Consider the following 19,464-nt stretch of genomic DNA (forward strand, 5'->3'; position numbering starts at 1 on the left):
CCACTGAGGCTTATTAACGATGACAAATCGCGTACAACTCGGCGGCATTCAGGTCGCAAAGAACTTGTATGACTTCGTAACTAACGAAGCAATTCCAGGCACTGGGCTGGATGCAGATAAATTCTGGGCGGAATTCGACAAGATCGTAAATGATCTGGCGCCGAGAAATCGTGAGCTGCTGGCTAAGCGCGGTGCTATCCAGGAAAAAATGAACAGCTGGAACAGCGACCATAAGGGCCAGACGCTCGATATGGCCGCTTATAAAGCCTTCCTAAAGGAAATTGGTTATCTGGTAGAAGAGCCTGCTGACTTCCGTATCTCTACGGCGAACGTTGACCCTGAAGTGGCAACCATGGCTGGCCCTCAGCTAGTTGTGCCAATCATGAATGCTCGCTTTGCGCTGAACGCTGCAAACGCACGTTGGGGCAGCCTCTACGACGCGCTCTACGGAACCGATGCTATTTCCGAAGAGGGTGGTGCTGAAAAAGGCCGTGGTTACAACCCGGTTCGTGGTGCCAGGGTTATCGAGTTTGCACGTAACCTGCTGGATAACTCTGCGCCTTTGGCGGCAGGCAGCCATAAAGATGCGGTCTTGTATCAGGTTTCTGGCGGCAAGCTGGCTGTTAAATTGCAAAATGGCGATGTGACCGGGCTGAAAGATGAATCCGGTTTCGTGGGTTACACCGGTGCCGCCGATGCGCCTACGGGCATTCTGCTGGTCAAGAACGGCATGCACTTTGAGATCCAGATCGATGCCACTCACCCCATTGGCAAAGACGACGGCGCTCACGTAAAAGATGTACTGATGGAGTCTGCACTGACCACCATCATGGACTGCGAAGACTCTGTTGCTGCTGTAGACGCCGATGATAAGACTCTGGCCTATAGCAACTGGCTCGGCCTGATGAAGGGTGATCTGGAAGAAACCTTCGAGAAGGGCGGCGAGCGCCTGACCCGTAAAATGAACGCAGATCGTGAATACACTGCAGCTGACGGTAGTCAGATCAAATTGAAAGGCCGTAGCCTGATGTTTGTTCGTAACGTTGGCCACCTGATGACCAACCCGGCTATTCTGCTGAAAGACGGCAGTGAAGTGCCTGAGGGGTTGATGGACGGTATTCTTACTTCCCTGATCGCCATTCACGATTTGAAGGGCGACGGTAAGTTCCAGAACACCGCAACTGGCTCGGTGTACATTGTTAAGCCAAAGATGCACGGCCCTGAAGAAGTAGCGTTTACCAACGAATTCTTTGGTCGTGTCGAAGATGCTCTGGGCCTGCCGCGCTTCACTCTGAAAGTCGGCATCATGGACGAAGAGCGTCGCACCACAGTGAACCTCAAAGCGTGTATCCACGCCGCCAAAGAGCGTGCAGTGTTCATTAACACAGGCTTCCTGGACCGCACCGGTGATGAAATGCACACTTCTATGGAGCTTGGTCCGTTCATTCGTAAGGGTGAAATGAAGCAGGCAGCATGGATTGGCGCCTACGAGCAGTGGAACGTAGATGTAGGTCTGGAAACAGGCTTCCGTGGTGTTGCACAGATTGGTAAAGGTATGTGGGCAATGCCAGACCTGATGGCGGCTATGCTTGAGCAAAAGATTGGTCATCCGAAATCTGGCGCCAACACTGCTTGGGTGCCTTCGCCAACGGCAGCGACCCTGCACGCGACCCACTACCACCAGGTATCAGTTGCTGATATCCAGAAAGAGCTGGAAAGCCGTGCCCGTGCCAGCCTGGACGATATCCTGACTGTGCCGGTGATGGACGATCCTTCCAAGCTTACAGCGGAAGATATTCAGCAGGAATTGGACAATAACGCCCAGGGTATTCTGGGTTATGTTGTTCGCTGGATCGATAGTGGTGTTGGCTGTTCCAAGGTTCCTGATATCAACGATATTGGTCTGATGGAAGATCGCGCGACTCTGCGTATTTCATCCCAGCATCTGGCCAACTGGCTGTACCACGGCATTTGCACCGACGCGCAGGTTGAAGAAACCATGAAGCGCATGGCGCAGGTTGTGGACAAGCAGAATGCCAATGACCCAAGCTACCGTCCTATGGCGCCAAACTTTGCGGATAGCATTGCGTTCAATGCGGCCATGGACTTGGTTCTCAAGGGCCGCGAGCAACCGAGTGGTTACACTGAGCCGCTGTTGCATGCGTATCGCTTGAAGGCGAAGCAGGCGCTCGGCCAGTAAGTTCGGCTGAGACAAAAAAACCCGCTTCGGCGGGTTTTTTTGTGCGTGCTTTGGTGCTCTTTAAAGATCGGGGGTGCCGCGGGACTAGTCGGTGTGCAGTTCGTTCGCTGCGTACAGGGTGTTTTGCAGTAGCGTGGCAATGGTCATGGGGCCAACGCCACCAGGTACCGGGGTGATATAGGCTGCCCGGGCGGAAGCTGTTTCAAAGTCCACGTCGCCCTGCAGCTTCCCGTTTTCCATACGATTGATGCCGACATCGATCACGGTTGCGCCAGGTTTTACCCATTCGCCTTTGATCAGCCCGGGCTTTCCTACGGCAGCGATGAGAATGTCTGCATCACGAACGTATTTTTCCAGATCCGGTGTGAAACGGTGACACACAGTAGTGGTGGCGCCTTTGAGTAGCAGTTCCATGGTCATGGGGCGACCGACAATGTTAGATGCGCCCACAATCACTGCGTGCTGCCCTTTGTAGGGGGTGTTGATGCTATCCAGTAGGGTGATCACGCCAGCGGGCGTGCATGGCCTCAGGGCAGGCTTACGCTGCACCAGGCGGCCTATGTTGTAGGGGTGAAAGCCATCAACATCTTTATCTGGTCGGATTTTCAGCAATATCGGGTCGGCATCCAGGTGGCTGGGCAGTGGAAGTTGTACAAGGATCCCGTCAACCAGCGGATTTTCATTCAGTTCATCAACCAGGGCCTCCAGGGCATGCTGCGTGGTATCTGAGGGCAGGTCGTAGGAGAGAGACAGGATGCCGGCAGCGTCGCAGGCTTTACGCTTGTTGCCCACATACACTTCGGAAGCCGGATCGTTGCCCACCAGAACCACGGCAAGGCCGGGTGCGCGCAGTCCATTTTGTATGCGGGTCTCTACGCCGGAAGCGACTTGGTGTCTGACTGCGGCAGCAATTTCTTTTCCATTGATTAGTTTGGCGCTCATGATTCGTCTTGTCGGTTGGCATTGGTAATTAAAAGGGGCATTATTGTCGCACGCCTGTCGCCTAACTCCAATCAGTGGAGCATGGGGAGTTGTCGCAGCCCCGGTGCAGGTTGAGCGTCAAAATTACTGATTTAAGAGAGAATTTGATTTTCTTTGTTGACGAAGCGAAATTGCGACGGTAATATGCGCGCCAACTTTGCTGAAGCAAGAGTTGATCAGTTTGAACGGGGTATAGCGCAGTCTGGTAGCGCGCCTGCTTTGGGAGCAGGATGTCGGGAGTTCGAATCTCTCTACCCCGACCACTTTTCTACATGTTCAGCTAGGCCAACGGTCAAGCGCCCGTAGCTCAGCTGGATAGAGCATCGGCCTTCTAAGCCGAGGGTCGCAGGTTCGAGTCCTGCCGGGCGCGCCATTAAAGCCGTCGGCTTGATCGAAACCGAACTGCAGGCAAAGTTAACAGGTTTAGGATTAAAGATTATCTGCAAGGGAGTTTGGCTGCAGTTAATCCAGGTTATCGAAGATACCGAAAGGTATGTCCCGATGTGGTGGACGTAGCTCAGTTGGTAGAGCTCAGGATTGTGACTCCTGCGGTCGAGGGTTCGATCCCCTTCGTCCACCCCACTTTTCAAAGCAATGAAATCCGCATGTGTTGAATGTGTCAGCGCTGTAACATCTGTTAAGTGTCAGCGATTAAGTGATACAGCAACGCGGTACAGGTTTTTAGAATTCCGGGTTGTGGCGAAATTGGTAGACGCGCCAGATTTAGGTTCTGGTTCCGAGAGGAGTGGGAGTTCGATTCTCCCCAACCCGACCACCTTGAAAAGGCTCTTAGAGATGATCTAAGAGCCTTTTTTTATTGCTCTTGCCCCCTTTATTTTGCAGTTTTCGTCCCAAACTCCTGCCTACAAGTGCCGCTGGCGTCACGATCCCGGAAACTACATTTGGGAGATGATTCTCTCGTCAGGGTAAACCGTGATAAACTATCGGCTTTTAATTTTGGGTCATTTCCGGGGAAACGCTTCGGAATGGTCTTTTAGTTTTAATTTCATTCACATACCGAACCTGAATTTTGAGGATCTTCCATGCAAGTGTCTGTAGAAACGACCTCCAACATCGAGCGTCGCATGACGATTGGTGTGCCCGCCCAGGAAATTGAACAGGCGGTTCAGAAACGCCTGCAGGAAACTGCTCGCACTGTGCGCCTGAACGGTTTCCGTCCTGGCAAGGTGCCCATGAGCGTGGTCAAGCGTCGTTTCGGTGACAGCGTGCGCCAGGAAATAGTCGGCGAAATCATGCGCGACAACTACATTAAGGCCTTGCAGGAGCAGGATATCAATCCAGCGGGCTGGCCCAAGCTTGAGCCCAAGACCATGGAAGCGGGCAAGGACCTCGAGTTTGTTGCCATTTTTGAAGTGTTGCCAGAGATAGAGTTGGGCGACCTGAGCAAAGTCTCTATTGAGAAAATGACCTCTGAAATCACCGACAAAGATATCGACACCATGATCGATAACCTGCGTCGTCAGCAGGCCACCATGAAGTCTGTTAAGCGTAAGTCCAAGAACAAGGACGTGCTGACCATCGACTTTAAGGGCTTTATTGATGGTGAGGAGTTTGAAGGTGGAGCTGCAGAAGGCCATAAGCTGACTCTGGGCTCGGATCAGATGATTCCTGGCTTCGAAAAAGCCATCGTTGGCGGAAAGGCCGGTGAGGAGCTGGAAATCGAAGTGACGTTCCCTGAGGACTATCACAACGAAGAGCTCAAAGGTAAGCCTGCGAAGTTTGAAATCAAGATTCATGAGGTTGAAGAGCCTCAGTTGCCTGAGCTGAATGCCGAGTTCTTTACCAAGTTTGGTATCGAGGCGGAAGACGAAGCGGCGTTCCGTGAAGAAGTTAAAAAGAACATGGAGCGCGAGCTGAAGCAGGCTGTATCCAACAAGGTCAAGAATGACGTTGTAGACGGCCTTCTCGAATCAACCGAGTTTGATATCCCGGCTGCATTGGCAGATCAGGAAATCGATCGTCTACGTCAGGAAGCGGTCCAGCGTTTTGGCGGACAGGTTGATTTTCAGCAGCTGCCCAAGGAGATTTTCCAGGAGCAGGCTGAACGTCGCGTGAAGACCGGACTGCTGTTCCAGGAAGTTGTAAAGGCAAACGACCTGAAAGTAGATGCCGCCAAGGTTGATGAAAAGATCCAGGAAATCGCGTCAACGTATGAACAACCAGATGAAGTCATTGCGCACTTCACCGGTAACCCGGAGCAGAAGAGCCAGATCGAATCTTCCGTTCTGGAAGACCAGGTTGTTGACTACGTTCTCTCTCAGGCTAATGTCAAAGAGAAGAAGGTCAAGTACGAAGAAGCCATTCAGGCAGGGCAACCCCAGCGCTGATATTGGCGGCGTGACAGTACCTGAGCCTGAATACGTTTGGCTCCGGTGCTGGCCGAAAGAAATTAACAGCCGGCATGTCCGGCTGTTTTCATCTAGGCTTGAGGCTGGCAAAGTAACAGGTGCAAAAAAGCTGAGGATGCCGTGGTTTTATGCCACGCCCAATTATCCATAAGGAGTTCAGGCGAATCATGATGCAGAAACCAATCGATGGTCTCGCAATGGATACCAGGTCTGCCCTGGTGCCGATGGTTATCGAGCAGACCGCCCGTGGGGAGCGCTCGTTTGATATATACTCTCGTCTGCTCAAGGAGCGGGTGATCTTCATGGTTGGGCAGGTGGAAGACCACATGGCTAACCTGATCGTAGCGCAACTTCTGTTCCTGGAATCTGAAAACCCGGACAAAGACATCCATCTGTACATCAATAGCCCAGGTGGCTCTGTGACAGCGGGCATGTCGATTTACGATACCATGCAGTTTATCAAGCCTGATGTTTCAACGTTGTGTGTGGGCCAGGCTGCGAGCATGGGTGCTTTCCTTCTGGCGGGGGGCGCTGCTGGTAAGCGTGCATGTCTGCCTAACTCCCGGGTTATGATTCATCAGCCTTTGGGTGGTTATCAGGGCCAGGCAACAGATATCGAAATACATACTCGCGAAATTCTGAAAATCCGGCATACGCTGAATTCGATACTGGCTCATCACACAGGCCAGGATCTGGAAACCCTCGCCCGGGACACGGATCGTGACAACTTTATGGATCCGACACAGGCTAAAGAGTACGGGTTGATCGACTCGATACTTGATAAGCGCGTGCCGAATAAATAATACTGGCAGTAATTGCATCACCTTGGCCGGCGTCTCATCATTTATCTAATGCGCCGGCAAAACGAGATCAGAGGTATTTCAATGGCAGATGAAAGAAACGGCAGAGGCGACGATAACGGCAAGTTGCTCTACTGCTCGTTTTGTGGAAAGAGCCAGCATGAAGTCCGTAAGCTCATTGCAGGGCCTTCGGTGTTCATCTGCGACGAGTGCGTCGACCTGTGCAACGATATTATCCGCGAAGAAATTCAGGAGAACGCACAGGAGGAGCCGAGTGATCGCCTCCCGACGCCGGCTGAAATCCGCAACACGCTTGATGAATATGTCATTGGCCAGGACCGAGCCAAGGTTGTACTCGCGGTAGCGGTTTATAACCACTACAAGCGCCTTCGGTATGGTGAAGGCAAGGGCGATGTAGAGCTTGGTAAAAGTAACATTCTGCTGATTGGCCCGACGGGTAGCGGTAAAACGTTGTTGGCGGAAACTCTGGCGCGCATGCTCAATGTTCCCTTTACCATTGCCGATGCCACAACGCTTACTGAAGCTGGCTACGTGGGTGAGGACGTTGAGAATATCATCCAGAAGCTGCTTCAGAAGTGCGATTACGATGTGGATAAGGCCCAGCGCGGTATTGTCTATATCGATGAAATCGACAAGATTTCACGCAAGTCAGATAACCCCTCCATCACCCGGGACGTTTCAGGTGAAGGTGTTCAGCAGGCCTTGTTGAAGTTGATAGAGGGCACTGTTGCCTCTGTGCCGCCCCAGGGTGGTCGCAAGCATCCGCAGCAGGAGTTCCTGCAGGTTGATACAGGCAATATGCTGTTCATCTGCGGTGGCGCGTTTGCCGGGCTGGACAAGGTCATCCGTGACCGCACCGAAAAGAGCAGTATCGGCTTTTCGGCAGCAGTTGCCAGCCGGGATGAGAGCAAAAACACCGGTGATGTGATCAAGAACGTTGAGACGGAAGATCTCGTCAAATACGGTTTGATTCCCGAGTTTGTTGGGCGTTTGCCAGTCATAGCTACCTTGACTGAGCTGGATGAAGAAGCGCTCGTGCAGATTCTTACAGAGCCGAAAAACTCGCTGACCAAGCAGTATCAGAAGCTGTTTGACATGGAAGGCGTAGAGCTGGATTTTCGGGATGACGCACTGCGCGCAGTTGCAAGTAAGGCTCTGGAGCGTAAAACAGGCGCCCGGGGACTTCGTTCCATTATGGAAGCCACGTTGCTCGACACCATGTATCTGATTCCTTCGGAGCACGATATCTCCAAGGTTGTTATTGATGAAAGCGTAATCAAGGGTGATTCAGAGCCTTTCAAGATATACGCGAACAATGATCATGCTAAAGCAGTGCCTGATGATTGATCAGTTCTGTATAGCCGGGTTGATTAAATAACCTGAAGAAATCAGAAAAAGGGGCGGAAACGCCCCTTTTTTAATGGTTTGTATCAACAGGACGGTGTGCTGTGCTGTTTGGTAAAAAGATTGCAATTTCAGAGGTCGCCCCAATGAAGGGTGGTATGCTGAATGAAACACAGTCAGAGGATTCCTTATGACCCGGATACCCCAAGATATCGTGCAAGAATACCCGCTTCTCCCTCTTCGGGACGTAGTGGTGTTTCCGCACATGGTGGTCCCCCTGTTTGTGGGCCGCGAGAAATCCATCCAGGCGCTAGAAGCCGCAATGGAAGGGAGCAAGGAAATCCTCCTGGTGGCCCAGCGGGATGCTTCCACCGATGAGCCTGGCCCCGATGACGTCTTTGAGATGGGCACCTTGGCGACGGTACTGCAAATGCTGCGCCTTCCAGATGGCACCGTGAAGGTATTGGTTGAGGGCAATGCCCGGGCCGCGATCAGTAACGTATCAGAAGCCGAATATCTGTCCGGTGGTGCCACTCTGCTTGACGAAGAGGGCCTTCCTGAGCGCGAAGAAGACGTGCTTATGAAGACCCTTACAGAAGAGTTTGAAAAGTACGTAAAGCTGTCCAGAAAAGTGCCTTCTGAAGTCTCCAGCGCCTTGACGGGTATTGAAGAGCTGGAACGCCTTGCTGACACCATGGCTGCCCATCTGGAAATGCGAATCCCGGAAAAGCAGGAACTGCTCGAAGCACTCGATATCCGTCTCCGTGTGGAGCTTCTGCTTGGAAAACTTGATGGCGAGATCGACCTTATTGAGGTTGAAAAGCGCATCCGTGGCCGCGTTAAAAAGCAAATGGAGCGCAGTCAGCGCGAGTATTACCTCAATGAGCAGATGAAGGCTATCCAGAAAGAAATGGGTAACCTCGGAGAGGGTAATAACGATTTTGAAGAGCTTGAGCAGAAGCTTGAAGAGGCAGCGCTGCCAGAAGAGGCTCGTAAAAAGACAGAGTCGGAACTGAATAAGTTGAAAATGATGTCGCCCATGTCTGCCGAGGCTACGGTTGTCCGTGGTTATATCGACTGGATGCTGGCAGTGCCCTGGAAAAAGCGCAGCCGAGTGCGTCACGACATTGAAAAAGCACGGGAAATTCTTGATCAGGATCACTATGGCCTTGATGAGGTCAAGAAGCGCATTCTTGAATACCTTGCAGTGCAGAGCCGTGTGAAAAAAGTAAAGGGGCCTGTGCTGTGTTTAGTGGGCCCTCCTGGTGTGGGTAAGACCTCCCTCGGGCAATCCATTGCCAGGGCAACCAACCGCAAATACACGCGCATGGCGCTTGGCGGTGTGCGGGATGAGGCCGAGATTCGTGGCCACCGCAAAACCTATATTGGGGCCCTGCCAGGCAAGTTGCTGCAAAAATTGGCTAAAGTCGGTGTTAAAAACCCGCTGTTCTTGTTCGATGAGATCGACAAAATGGGCATGGATCACCGCGGTGACCCGGCCTCTGCCCTGCTGGAAGTTCTGGACCCTGAGCAGAACCACACGTTCAACGATCACTACCTGGAAGTGGACTACGACCTTTCCGATGTCATGTTTGTGTGCACCTCAAACTCCATGAACATTCCCTCTGCGTTGCTGGATCGCATGGAAGTTATCCGGATCCCGGGCTACACCGAAGATGAGAAGGTCAATATTGCACTGCGCTACCTGTTGCCAAAGCAGATCAAAGCCAACGGTTTGCGCAAGGATGAGCTCACACTGCGTGAAGATACCTTGCGAGATATAGTTCGCTATTACACGCGGGAAGCCGGTGTCCGTGGGCTTGAGCGGGAAATCGCCAAGATTTGCCGCAAGGTTGTTCGTGAGCATGTGGAAGCCAACGACAAAGCTGTTATCACGATCGAGCCTGGCATGCTTGAGAACTATTCCGGTGTACGGAAGTTCAATTACGGGCTGGCGGAAGAAACCAATCAGATCGGGCAGGTGACTGGCCTTGCATGGACCCAGGTGGGTGGTGAGCTACTCACACTTGAGTGCGCTCTTACGCCAGGTAAGGGCAGGGTTGTTAAAACCGGGTCACTTGGGGATGTGATGCAGGAATCTATCCAGACGGCGCTTACGGTTGTCAGAAGTCGTGCAGCGGGTCTTGGTATTGCAGACGATTTTCATGAAAAACACGATTTGCATGTGCACGTACCGGAAGGTGCAACGCCTAAAGATGGACCTAGCGCCGGTATTGGGATGTGCACAGCGCTGGTTTCTGCCTTAACGAAAATTCCGGTCCGTGCAGACGTCGCAATGACCGGTGAGATTACTCTTCGTGGTCGGGTTTTGCCTATTGGCGGCCTGAAGGAAAAGTTACTTGCAGCGCATCGCGGCGGCATCAAGACTATTGTGATTCCTGATGAAAACGTTAGAGATCTCAAGGAGATACCAGACAATATAAAAGAATCTCTGGAGATAATTCCGGTTAAATGGATTGATGAAGTGTTGGACATTGCGCTGGCTTATGCGCCCGAGCCGCATACCGCCGGTTCATCGTCTGAAAAGGGTTCTGGTAAGCCCCGTGATGACGAAAGTGACAGTGCAGAGCGCATAAATACACATTAAACCCGAGATGAGTTGTTGACACGCCGGAGAACCCATTGGTATAACTGTTTCGCCGTGAAGCAGCCAATACCAAGGGCTCCCGCGCAGTGTGTACCTATTCCAAACACCGGTTGAATGCCGAAAGGAATAAGAAAACCGAAGAATGGAATTCTCCGACCGCTTGTGCGATAGTCGAGAACGTCCAAGAAAAAACAATCCAACCGAGAACATCTTCAACCTGAAAGCGAAGGGGTTTAGTGTGAACAAGTCCGAACTTATTGATGCAATTGCAGAATCAGCAGATATTTCCAAAGCCGCCGCTGGCCGTGCTCTGGATGCAATGACCAATTCCATTACCGGTGCTCTGAAAAGCGGCGACCAGGTAACTCTGATCGGTTTTGGTACATTCTCTGTTAAAGACCGTGCAGCACGCACTGGTCGAAACCCGCAAACGGGTGCCGAGATCAAGATCGCGGCTTCCAAAGTGCCTGGGTTTAAAGCAGGTAAGGCCCTGAAAGACGCCGTTAAGTAACGGTTCTTTCTCCGGTGGCGCCTGTCAAAGGGAGCCACCAAGAAGAATTGAAGGCGCATTCCAACAGGGTGCGCCTTTTTACGTTGAGATTATCGGCATAGGGATTCGGGATAAATATGCTTCAAGATATGCGGGAAAATTCCCAAGGAACGATTGCCAAGATCATTATCGGTCTGTTGGTCGTGTCTCTCTCCGTCTGGGGGATGGATGCCATTGTTGGCGGCTTCTCCGGCGAGCCGGAAGTTGCGACAGTTAACGGTGAGGACATAACGGAGCGGGACTTCCTGCGGGTGGTTCAGATGGAAAGCCAGCGTCGCCTGGCCGCTATGGAGCGTCCTGACCCTGCCTTGCTGAATGAAGATCAGATTCGTAAAGACGTGCTTGATTCGCTGATTCAGGAACAGGTTCTTATCCAGGATGCCGACGCTCAGGGTCTTGCGCTCAGCGATGCTGACATTGATGCCTTGATTACCCAAATGCCCCAGTTTCAGGTAGAAGGGCAATTCAACCGTGATCGTTTTGTGGCTTCTGTGCGCAATCTGGGCATGGGTGTTGGCGAGTTCCGTGAAGCCATGCGCAAGCAGTATGTGGTCAACCAGATTCGTGCGGGTATTATGCAAAGTGGCTTGGTCGCCAACGAGAATGCCGCGCAACTGTTGCGGATTCAGAACCAGACCCGGAGTTTCCGTATTCTTCAGATTCCTGCAACTGCCGTTTCTGGTGATATCGAGATTACAGATGCAGACATCGAATCCTTCTATGAGGGCAACAGTGCCGCATTCCAGCAGCCGGAACAGGTGGATGCTGCATATATAACCTTGTCCCTAGGCTCCATGGCCGAAAAGGTTGAGATTAGCCAGAAAGAGCTGGAGGCGTACTACGAGCAGAGGTCCGGCGACCTGGCCCGTGAGGAGCGTCGTGCCTCCCATATTCTGATTGAGGATGGTGCTGATGCCGAGCAGACTCTCGCATCGATCAAAGAGCGCCTGAGCGCTGGTGAGCGCTTTGAGGAGCTGGCGAAAGAATTCTCTGTAGACACCGTTTCTGCGAAAGAAGGTGGTGATCTGGGCTATGCGGGCCGCGGCGTTTATGATGAAGCCTTCGAAGAAGCCTTGTTTTCCCTTGAAAAAGGCGCTGTATCCGATCCAGTGAAAACCACTTTTGGTGTGCATTTGATCCGCCTGGATGATGTTCGTCGGTCAGAAGTTCCATCATTGGCAGAGTTGGAGCAGCAGCTTCGCAGCGAACTTGCCCTTGAGCGTGCGCAGGAAAAATATGCAGAGGTGCGTGCAGAACTGGCGGATTCAGCCTATGCGGCAGATGATCTTGCCGGCCCTGCGAAGGAGCTGGGGTTAGAGATTCGTGAGGCTACTGGAGTCACCAAAAATGGTGGGCAGGCGCCGTTTGACCATGCAGGGCTCGTTCGCCAGTTGTTCTCGGAGGATGTTCTTGAGGGTGGCTATAACACTGAGCTGATCGATGTGGGTGACAATGTTTCCGTTGTAGCCCGCGTGAGGGAGCATCGTGAAGCTCAGAAGCTCGCTCTGGACGACGTACGAGACGATATACGCCGAACGCTTGAGGCTCGCCAAACGCGGAAGCTTTTGAATGAGCGTGCAGATTCCATCATTGCCGGACTTGAGGAAGGCAAGGCGCTCGATGCGTTTGATGCTGGCGATTGGCAGCAGTTCGAGGAGCAGGCACGTAATGCTGTGGGTGTCGATCCACAGGTTGTACAGGCCGCGTTTTCCTTGGCCCGGCCTGCTGAGGATGCGCCAAGTTACGGCTCTGCAACGACTCAGGGCGGCGTTGTTGTGGTCGCGCTGGATGCGGTCCATGAAGGTAGCTCAGATGACAACAGTGCTGATCTGGATCAGCTGCGTACGTTCCTGGCTTCACTGGAAGGCCAGCGTGAATACGCCGCTTACCAGCAGTTCCTGAGGAGCACCGCTGAAGTATCCCGGCCGTAGGTAGAGGTAAGCACACTAAGAAACCCGGGCAAGGAATTGTCCGGGTTTTTTGTTGCCTGAATTTTGGTAGAGGCGCTTAGTCCGGGGTTGACGGAAGTCGCGTTGGCATAAGGCTGTCTTTGATTTTCTTTAGATGGCCGAGGAAGTCTGCGCCGCGTTTTAGCGTTACGCCGGTGGCGAGGATATCGATAACCGTAAGGTGAATGATTCTGGATGACATGGGCATATACACCTCAATGTCTTCCGGAGCAGTGATTTCCAGCGTGGTGGTGCAAACCTCCGCCAGGGGAGAGTTGGGTGTTGTAATGCCAATAACGGCAGCGCCGTTGTCTCGGGCGATGCGAGCAATATCCACGGTTTCTTTGGTACGCCCGGTGTAGGAAATCATAACGATAACATCCCCGACACTGGCGCCGGCAGCGACCATTCGTTGCATCAGTGCATCGTCATAAGACATCACCGGGATATTAAATCGGAAAAACTTGTGCTGCGCGTCCAGCGCCACGGACGCGGAACCCCCCATGCCGAAAAAGTTGATCTGCTTAGCCTGGATCAGATAATCGATCGCCGTTGCCAGTGCGCGGGGGTCCAGCGCCTGCCGGGCCTTTTCCAGATTGGCCATGGTGCTCAGCATGATTTTGTCGGCAAACTCTGCAACGGTGTCATCAGGCTCAATGTTCTGGCCTATATAAGGGGTTCCTGTGGCAATGCTTTGTGCGAGCCGTATTTTGAAGTCTGGGAAGCCTGTTGCAGAGAAGCCCCGGCAAAACCGGTTAACGGTGGGCTCGCTTACGTTGGAGGCCCGAGCTAAAGCTGCAATGCTGTAGCGTGTTGCTGCACTGGGGTCGCGCAGGATTGCTTCTGCCACTTTGCGCTCTGATTTATTCAGAGTATCAAGTCTGGACTGTATGTCCTCCAGAAGGTTGTCGTCACGATGCGCATGGTTTGCGGCCATCAAAGCTGCTCCCTGAATTTCGGATGAAATCATTTTGAATACTGGGTGATTATACCGGGATTTTAGCGTATTTGGGGTAGTAAACGTATCATCAGCCTGATGGAGCCCTTGGATTAATCCGGAGTTGGTGCCATTATTTAGATAAAACTACTACATTTAGAAACGTGCAAGATGCATTGTTAACGCCTGACCCACCGGAGAAAAGTGCTTAATGGCCCACAGAATGACGACCCGATGCGACATAATGCTGTTTGGAGCTCTGGGTGATTTGGCTCAGCGGAAGTTGTTCCCAGCGTTTTACCAGCTTGAAAGAGCCGGGCTCCTGGCCGATGGCAGCAGAATACTGGCGATTGCCCGCAGGGAGCTTGATACGGCAGCGGTTCGTAAGCAGTTGATGGAGAGGCTTGAGAAGCACGTGAAGCCCGACGAGTTTGAGCCCGCGGTAGCCGAAGCTTTTCTGCAGAGGGTTGAATACCAGATATTGGATTTTCATGATGAGAAGGGATTCGGTGTGCTTAACAGCTGGCGCACCGAATATGAGAATCAACTCATCGTATACTTGGCGAGCCCTCCCTCCATGTACGGCGTCATTGCCCGAAATCTCAGTTCTGCCAGTTGCTGTACCGAAAACACCCGCGTGGTGGTTGAGAAGCCGATTGGCCATGATCTTGACTCCTCCCGCGTGATCAACGATGAACTTGGTGAGGTGTATAGCGAGAGCCAGCTATTCCGGATTGATCACTATTTGGGAAAGGAAACCGTCCAGAACCTGATTGCCTTGCGTTTTGCCAATAACCTGTTTGCTTCCCAATGGGACCAGAATCATATCTCCCACGTTGAGATTACGGTTGCTGAGAGTGTTGGAATTGAGGGACGGTGGGGCTACTTTGACAAGGCAGGGCAAATTCGCGACATGATCCAGAATCACATGTTGCAGCTGTTGTGTCTGATCGCCATGGACCCACCTTCGGACTTGTCTGCCGACAGTATCCGTGATGAAAAAGTAAAAGTGCTCAAGGCGCTTCGCTCTATCACGCCGGACATGATGGATACCTGCGTGGTGCGGGGGCAATACGCAGCCGGCGCCAGCACCGGAACTCCGGTTCCGGGTTATCTGGAGGAGGAAGGTGCGAATAAGAGGAGTGAGACAGAAACCTTTGTTGCACTGAAGGTGGAAATCGACAATTGGCGCTGGTCGGGCGTGCCGTTCTATATACGTACCGGGAAGCGTCTACCGGAAAAGCTGTCACAAATTATTATTCATTTCAAACCAGCCCCCCATTATATTTTTGATCCGGACCAAAAACATCTGGCAAACAATAAGCTGATTATCCGGCTGCAGCCGGATGAAGGAATGTCGCTTAAAATACTCACCAAGGATCAAGGCTTGCACAAAGGCATGCGCCTTCGACAGGGGCCGCTGGAATTGACGTTTTCGGAAACCTTTGAAGCAGAGCGCATTCCCGATGCATATGAGCGTCTTCTTTGGGAGGTCATGAAAGGCAACCAGTACCTGTTTGTTCGGCGGGATGAAGTAGAGCATGCTTGGCGCTGGGTTGATCAGATTATTCAAAACTGGAGTGATGGTGGTGACCCGCCGAAGCGATACGCTTCGGGAACCTGGGGACCAGTGGCCTCCATCGCAATGATCACGCGGGATGGAAGGAGTTGGTATGAAGATGCCTGAGCTGGATTTTCCCCAAGGTATAGAGGCGCGTTTTGGAGAGACGCCTCAACTGGTTGCACATCAACTCGCTGGCACAGTTGCTGAGTTCCTGCGAATGCGTCTTGAAAGTGCCCCGCGTGCCAGCTTGGCGGTTTCTGGCGGCTCCACTCCCTTGCCATTTTTTCAGGCCTTGTCGCACAAGGCGCTGGATTGGGGCAGGGTGGATATAATACTGGTAGATGAGCGCTGGGTTGAGGAGGCCGATGACGCCAGCAACACTCGGCTGGTCAAAGCAAACCTGTTGCAGAATAACGCAGCAGCTGCCAGGTTTTTTTCTCTGAAGCAGAAGGGTGAAACACCAGAAGACGGCTTGGCCGCGGCTAATGCCGAGCTTGTTACGCTGACGCGCCCGTTGGATGTTCTGATTCTTGGAATGGGTAATGACGGCCATACCGCATCCCTGTTCCCGGATGCCCCGGAGTTGGCCCATGCCATGAACCTGGAAATCCGGGAAACCTTAGCTGCAATGACGCCGCCATCTCAGGCGCACCCGCGCATTACGCTTACCTATGCCTTTATGCATAGAGCCCGCTTTATCGCACTGCATCTCAAGGGCGAGGATAAGTTGGCTACTCTTAAGAAAGCCCTAAGTGAGCCCGGCGGTATATTTACAATGCCGGTTCGGGGATTCCTGAAACCGGGCCTCCAGATCTTCTGGAGCCCCTGAGCCCTCTTTGGCTCATCTTAAGCCCGTGTGGAGAGAATCATGAGTTATGTGTCCGAATTTCACCGCGACCGCATCAGATCTGTTTTGGCGGCGTCTCAGCTTATGCCTGTTATCACCATCAAGCATCCTGATGATGCGGTACCGCTTTGCCAGGCGCTTTTTGAGGGTGGTATCCGGGTGATGGAAATAACTTTGCGCACGGAGCATGGGATTGGGGCGATAAAGCAAGTGCGGGAAGCCCTGCCAGAGGCTTGGGTTGGCGCTGGCACCGTCACCTGTGTTGATCAGTACCGGCAAGCGGAAACAGCAGGCGCTCAGTTCATCGTTACCCCTGGCGTTACAAAAGCGCTTCTGGATTTTGCTTTAACCTCTGAAGCACCTCTTTTGCCGGGCATTTCTACGGCTTCCGAGTTGCTGCTTGGGTACGGTTTGGGCTACCGGGAGTTCAAGTTTTTTCCCGCAGAAGTGGCGGGTGGGCCTCCTGCCTTGAAGGCTTTTGAAGGCCCGTTCCCCGATGCGGTTTTCTGCCCAACGGGCGGTGTTCGCCGGGAAACGGCCAGGGATTACCTGGCTTTGGGCAATGTGCTTACGGTGGGCGGCAGCTGGTTAACCCCGGACGACGTTGTATCAGAGCGAGACTGGCCCAGGATTACCGAGATCGCAGAGGCCAGTCTGGCTGCTCTTAGCTGATATCGGCGCCAACCCGCACAATCTTCATGGTGTTGGTTCCACCTTGGGCGTTCACATAGTCGCCCTTGGTGATGACAACCAGATCACCCTCATTGACTACGCCCAGGGTAACCAGCTCAGACACAGCCTGTGCATTCGTGCGCTCGTTCGGGATTTTCGCAGAATCAAACGGAACGGTTTGCACTCCCCGGTACATAGCCACCCGATGCTGCGTTGAATGATGCCGTGAATAGGCAAAAATCGGCAGGCTGGACTTTATACGAGACATTAAGCGCGGAGTTGCGCCCGTTTCTGTCATGCAAATAATGGCAGTAACGCCGTTCAAGTGGTTTGCTGCATACATGGCCGATAAGGCAATGGCCTCGTCAACAAACTCCATGCTTTCGTGAATCCGATGATTCGATTGGTGCATTGTCGGGTGTTTTTCTGCACCTATACAGATGCGCACCATTGCTTCTACAGCCTCTACCGGGTAGTCACCTACTGCTGTTTCGGCAGATAGCATAACCGCGTCTGTGTAATCCATAACAGCGTTCGCTACATCAGACACTTCCGCGCGAGTCGGCATGGGGCTGGTGATCATGGATTCCATCATCTGAGTTGCTGTTATAACTGCGCGGTCAAGAACCCGGGCTCGGGCAATGATGAGCTTCTGAACGCCCACAAGTTCCGCATCACCTATCTCAACCGCAAGATCGCCTCTGGCGACCATAACCACATCAGAGGCCTCAATAACTGCATCCAGAGCTGCAACATCATGGGCCAGTTCAGCGCGTTCGATTTTGGCAACGAGCCCGGCATTAGAGCCTGCCTCTTTAAGGAGCTTGCGAGCGGTGTGCATGTCTTCTGCCGTTCGTACGAATGACACTGCCACGTAGTCTGCACCAAGGCGCGCTGCGGTCACTATGTCTTGTTTGTCTTTCTCGGTCAGCGCATCGGCAGACAACCCGCCACCACGCTTGTTAAGGCCCTTGTTGTTGGAGAGCGGGCCGCCAATCAGTACTGTCGAGGTTATGCAGTGGTCTTCTACAGATTGCACTTCCATTTCGATGCGGCCGTCGTCGAGAACAAGAATATCGCCCGGCTTTACATCGTTAATAAGTTGCTCATAGTCGATACCAACACGCTCTTCGGTGCCGGCCTCTTTGTCCATCGAGGCATCCAGAACAAACGTTTGACCTGCCTTCAGAATGACTTTGTTTTCTGTGAATCGGGCAATGCGGAGCTTTGGGCCTTGCAGGTCTGCTAGCAGGGCTACAAACCGGCCCTGTGATGCGGCTGCGTCCCGCACTCGACGGGCTCGCTCCATGTGCTCATCTGCGCTGCCATGGGAAAAGTTGAGCCGGGTAACATCGACTCCGGCACGGATGATGGCAGCCAGGGATTCCGGAGAGTCGGTGGCGGGGCCTAAGGTGGCGACAATCTTGGTACGCCTGAGCATATATAGTGTCCCTTGGTTGTTCGGGTTAATGTTGTACAAGTGACTCTGGCTCCGGAGTGGCCGCCTTTATCGGCTGGCCTCCATCAGTGCGAGAGCGTTGTCCAGCATCCGGTTTGAGAATCCCCACTCATTATCGTACCAAGCCATGACTTTTACATGACAGCCAAGCACGCGAGTGTGGTTAGCGTCGAAAATGCTGGATAGAGCATTATGGTTGAAATCGATGCTGACCAGTTTCTCGATGTTGTAGCCTAGTACTGGATTGGAATCAGCAGCGGCTTTTACCGCAGCATTTACTTCTACAATGGAGGTTTCCCGGCTTGCGATAAACCCGAAATCGACCAGCGACACGTTGATTGTTGGTACTCGCACTGCCAGGCCGTCAAGCTTTCCATCCAACTCGGGAATGATTTTCCCGATGGCTGCTGCGGCGCCGGTTTTGGTCGGGATCATCGACTGGGTTGCGGAGCGGGCGCGGTAGAGATCAGTATGGTACACATCGCTTAAATTCTGATCGTTCGTATAAGAATGTATGGTTGTCATTAGCCCGCTTTCGATACCTATCGCTTTATGTAGCGCATCGGCAACCGGTGCCAGGCAGTTGGTGGTGCAGGATGCACTGGAAATAATAGTGTGCTGTGCCGTGAGTGTATTGTGGTTTACACCATAAACAATCATGGCATCGGCGTCCGGGCTTGGAGCCGAGATAATAACCTTGCGGGCGCCGGCTTTGATGTGGGCTTCTGCCTCATCACGCTTGGTGAATAATCCGGTGCACTCCAAAACAAGGTCAACATTCAGTTCGCCCCAGGGCAGATCTTCCGGGTTGCGAATGGCGGTGATAGCAATCCGGTCGCCATTTACGCTGATAGATTCGGCATCGTGGCTGACTTCTGCATTAAAACGCCCGTGAACACTGTCATACTTGAGGAGGTGGGCATTGGTTTCTGCGTCGCCAAGGTCGTTGATTGCAACCACATGGAGTCGGTTGCGGTAGTCATTATCATAAAGTGCGCGGAGGATGTTGCGGCCAATCCGTCCAAAGCCATTAATTGCGATACGAATTGTCATATTCTGGATCCTGATCTAGATGTTTTGTTCGATTCTTGCTCGAACTTTGTTGTTAATGTAGTAAATATAACAAAATAATGTTCGGTTATGAACGTCATAGTGATGATTGG

14 protein-coding genes and 4 tRNA genes are annotated in these 19,464 nt (G+C 52.6%); 14 read left to right on the forward strand and 4 right to left on the reverse strand.

The features are described from left to right. Nucleotides 1-19 precede the first annotated feature (19 nt). A complete protein-coding gene (locus RG807_RS01005) occupies nt 20-2,200 on the forward strand; it encodes a malate synthase G (protein ID WP_309043182.1) in 2,181 nt (726 codons plus the stop codon). 84 nt (nt 2,201-2,284) lie between these two features. On the opposite strand, the gene folD is transcribed toward RG807_RS01005, so the two are convergent. Beyond that, the gene (folD, locus tag RG807_RS01010; RefSeq protein ID WP_309043183.1) at nt 2,285-3,142 is read right to left on the reverse strand and encodes a bifunctional methylenetetrahydrofolate dehydrogenase/methenyltetrahydrofolate cyclohydrolase FolD; all 858 of its coding nucleotides are present in this window, start codon (nt 3,140-3,142) and stop codon (nt 2,285-2,287) included. A gap of 225 nt (nt 3,143-3,367) precedes the next feature. Between folD and RG807_RS01015 the strand changes: the two genes are divergently transcribed. The 10 genes from RG807_RS01015 (at nt 3,368) to RG807_RS01060 (ending at nt 12,804) form a co-directional block, all read left to right on the forward strand. Next, nucleotides 3,368-3,444: transfer RNA gene (locus RG807_RS01015), tRNA-Pro, on the forward strand. Nucleotides 3,445-3,477: 33 nt separating this feature from the next. Beyond that, nucleotides 3,478-3,554, forward strand: a tRNA-Arg gene (locus RG807_RS01020). A gap of 133 nt (nt 3,555-3,687) precedes the next feature. Beyond that, nucleotides 3,688-3,763 (forward strand) — tRNA-His (locus RG807_RS01025). 108 nt (nt 3,764-3,871) lie between these two features. Continuing rightward, nucleotides 3,872-3,956: transfer RNA gene (locus RG807_RS01030), tRNA-Leu, on the forward strand. A 268-nt stretch (nt 3,957-4,224) separates the two neighbouring features. Further along, nucleotides 4,225-5,529 (forward strand): trigger factor, encoded by a 1,305-nt coding sequence (gene tig, locus RG807_RS01035; protein ID WP_298447768.1) that lies wholly within the window; start codon nt 4,225-4,227, stop codon nt 5,527-5,529. Nucleotides 5,530-5,717: 188 nt separating this feature from the next. After that, the gene (gene clpP / locus RG807_RS01040) at nt 5,718-6,353 is read left to right on the forward strand and encodes an ATP-dependent Clp endopeptidase proteolytic subunit ClpP (RefSeq protein WP_298447766.1); all 636 of its coding nucleotides are present in this window, start codon (nt 5,718-5,720) and stop codon (nt 6,351-6,353) included. A gap of 81 nt (nt 6,354-6,434) precedes the next feature. Then, on the forward strand, nt 6,435-7,718 hold the full coding sequence (clpX, locus tag RG807_RS01045; RefSeq protein ID WP_298447764.1) for an ATP-dependent Clp protease ATP-binding subunit ClpX: 1,284 nt from the start codon (nt 6,435-6,437) through the stop codon (nt 7,716-7,718). Between the two features lie 187 nt (nt 7,719-7,905). Then, nucleotides 7,906-10,323, forward strand: coding sequence for an endopeptidase La (gene lon, locus RG807_RS01050; RefSeq protein WP_309043184.1), 2,418 nt, complete (start codon nt 7,906-7,908; stop codon nt 10,321-10,323). A gap of 142 nt (nt 10,324-10,465) precedes the next feature. Further along, nucleotides 10,466-10,834 (forward strand): HU family DNA-binding protein, encoded by a 369-nt coding sequence (locus tag RG807_RS01055; protein WP_494337472.1) that lies wholly within the window; start codon nt 10,466-10,468, stop codon nt 10,832-10,834. A 116-nt stretch (nt 10,835-10,950) separates the two neighbouring features. Beyond that, the gene (locus RG807_RS01060; protein WP_309043185.1) at nt 10,951-12,804 is read left to right on the forward strand and encodes a SurA N-terminal domain-containing protein; all 1,854 of its coding nucleotides are present in this window, start codon (nt 10,951-10,953) and stop codon (nt 12,802-12,804) included. Between the two features lie 76 nt (nt 12,805-12,880). Here RG807_RS01060 and hexR read toward each other — a convergent pair whose 3' ends face one another. After that, nucleotides 12,881-13,759: a transcriptional regulator HexR gene (gene hexR, locus RG807_RS01065; protein WP_309043186.1), complete on the reverse strand. Its 879-nt coding sequence runs from the start codon at nt 13,757-13,759 to the stop codon at nt 12,881-12,883. Between the two features lie 211 nt (nt 13,760-13,970). Here hexR and zwf point away from each other — a divergent pair, with 211 nt between their 5' ends. From zwf to eda, 3 genes are read left to right on the forward strand one after another with little or no spacing between them, the layout of a single operon-like run. Then, on the forward strand, nt 13,971-15,446 hold the full coding sequence (gene zwf / locus RG807_RS01070; RefSeq protein WP_309043187.1) for a glucose-6-phosphate dehydrogenase: 1,476 nt from the start codon (nt 13,971-13,973) through the stop codon (nt 15,444-15,446). Continuing rightward, nucleotides 15,433-16,152, forward strand: coding sequence for a 6-phosphogluconolactonase (gene pgl, locus RG807_RS01075; RefSeq protein WP_309043188.1), 720 nt, complete (start codon nt 15,433-15,435; stop codon nt 16,150-16,152). Before zwf ends, pgl begins: the two co-directional genes overlap by 14 nt. Nucleotides 16,153-16,191: 39 nt before the next feature. Then, entirely contained in the window at nt 16,192-16,842 is a 651-nt protein-coding gene (gene eda, locus RG807_RS01080) for a bifunctional 4-hydroxy-2-oxoglutarate aldolase/2-dehydro-3-deoxy-phosphogluconate aldolase (protein WP_309043189.1), read from the forward strand. Here eda and pyk read toward each other — a convergent pair. Both pyk and gap read right to left on the reverse strand, forming a co-directional pair. Next, complete coding sequence (gene pyk / locus RG807_RS01085; protein WP_309043190.1) at nt 16,835-18,283, reverse strand: pyruvate kinase; 1,449 nt, start codon at nt 18,281-18,283, stop codon at nt 16,835-16,837. The two genes, eda and pyk, sit on opposite strands and share 8 nt — an antisense overlap. A gap of 66 nt (nt 18,284-18,349) precedes the next feature. Continuing rightward, on the reverse strand, nt 18,350-19,354 hold the full coding sequence (gene gap, locus RG807_RS01090) for a type I glyceraldehyde-3-phosphate dehydrogenase (RefSeq protein WP_309043191.1): 1,005 nt from the start codon (nt 19,352-19,354) through the stop codon (nt 18,350-18,352). Nucleotides 19,355-19,464 lie beyond the last annotated feature (110 nt).

The organism is Marinobacter sediminicola (assembly GCF_031157525.1).
GTDB lineage: Bacteria > Pseudomonadota > Gammaproteobacteria > Pseudomonadales > Oleiphilaceae > Marinobacter > Marinobacter sediminicola.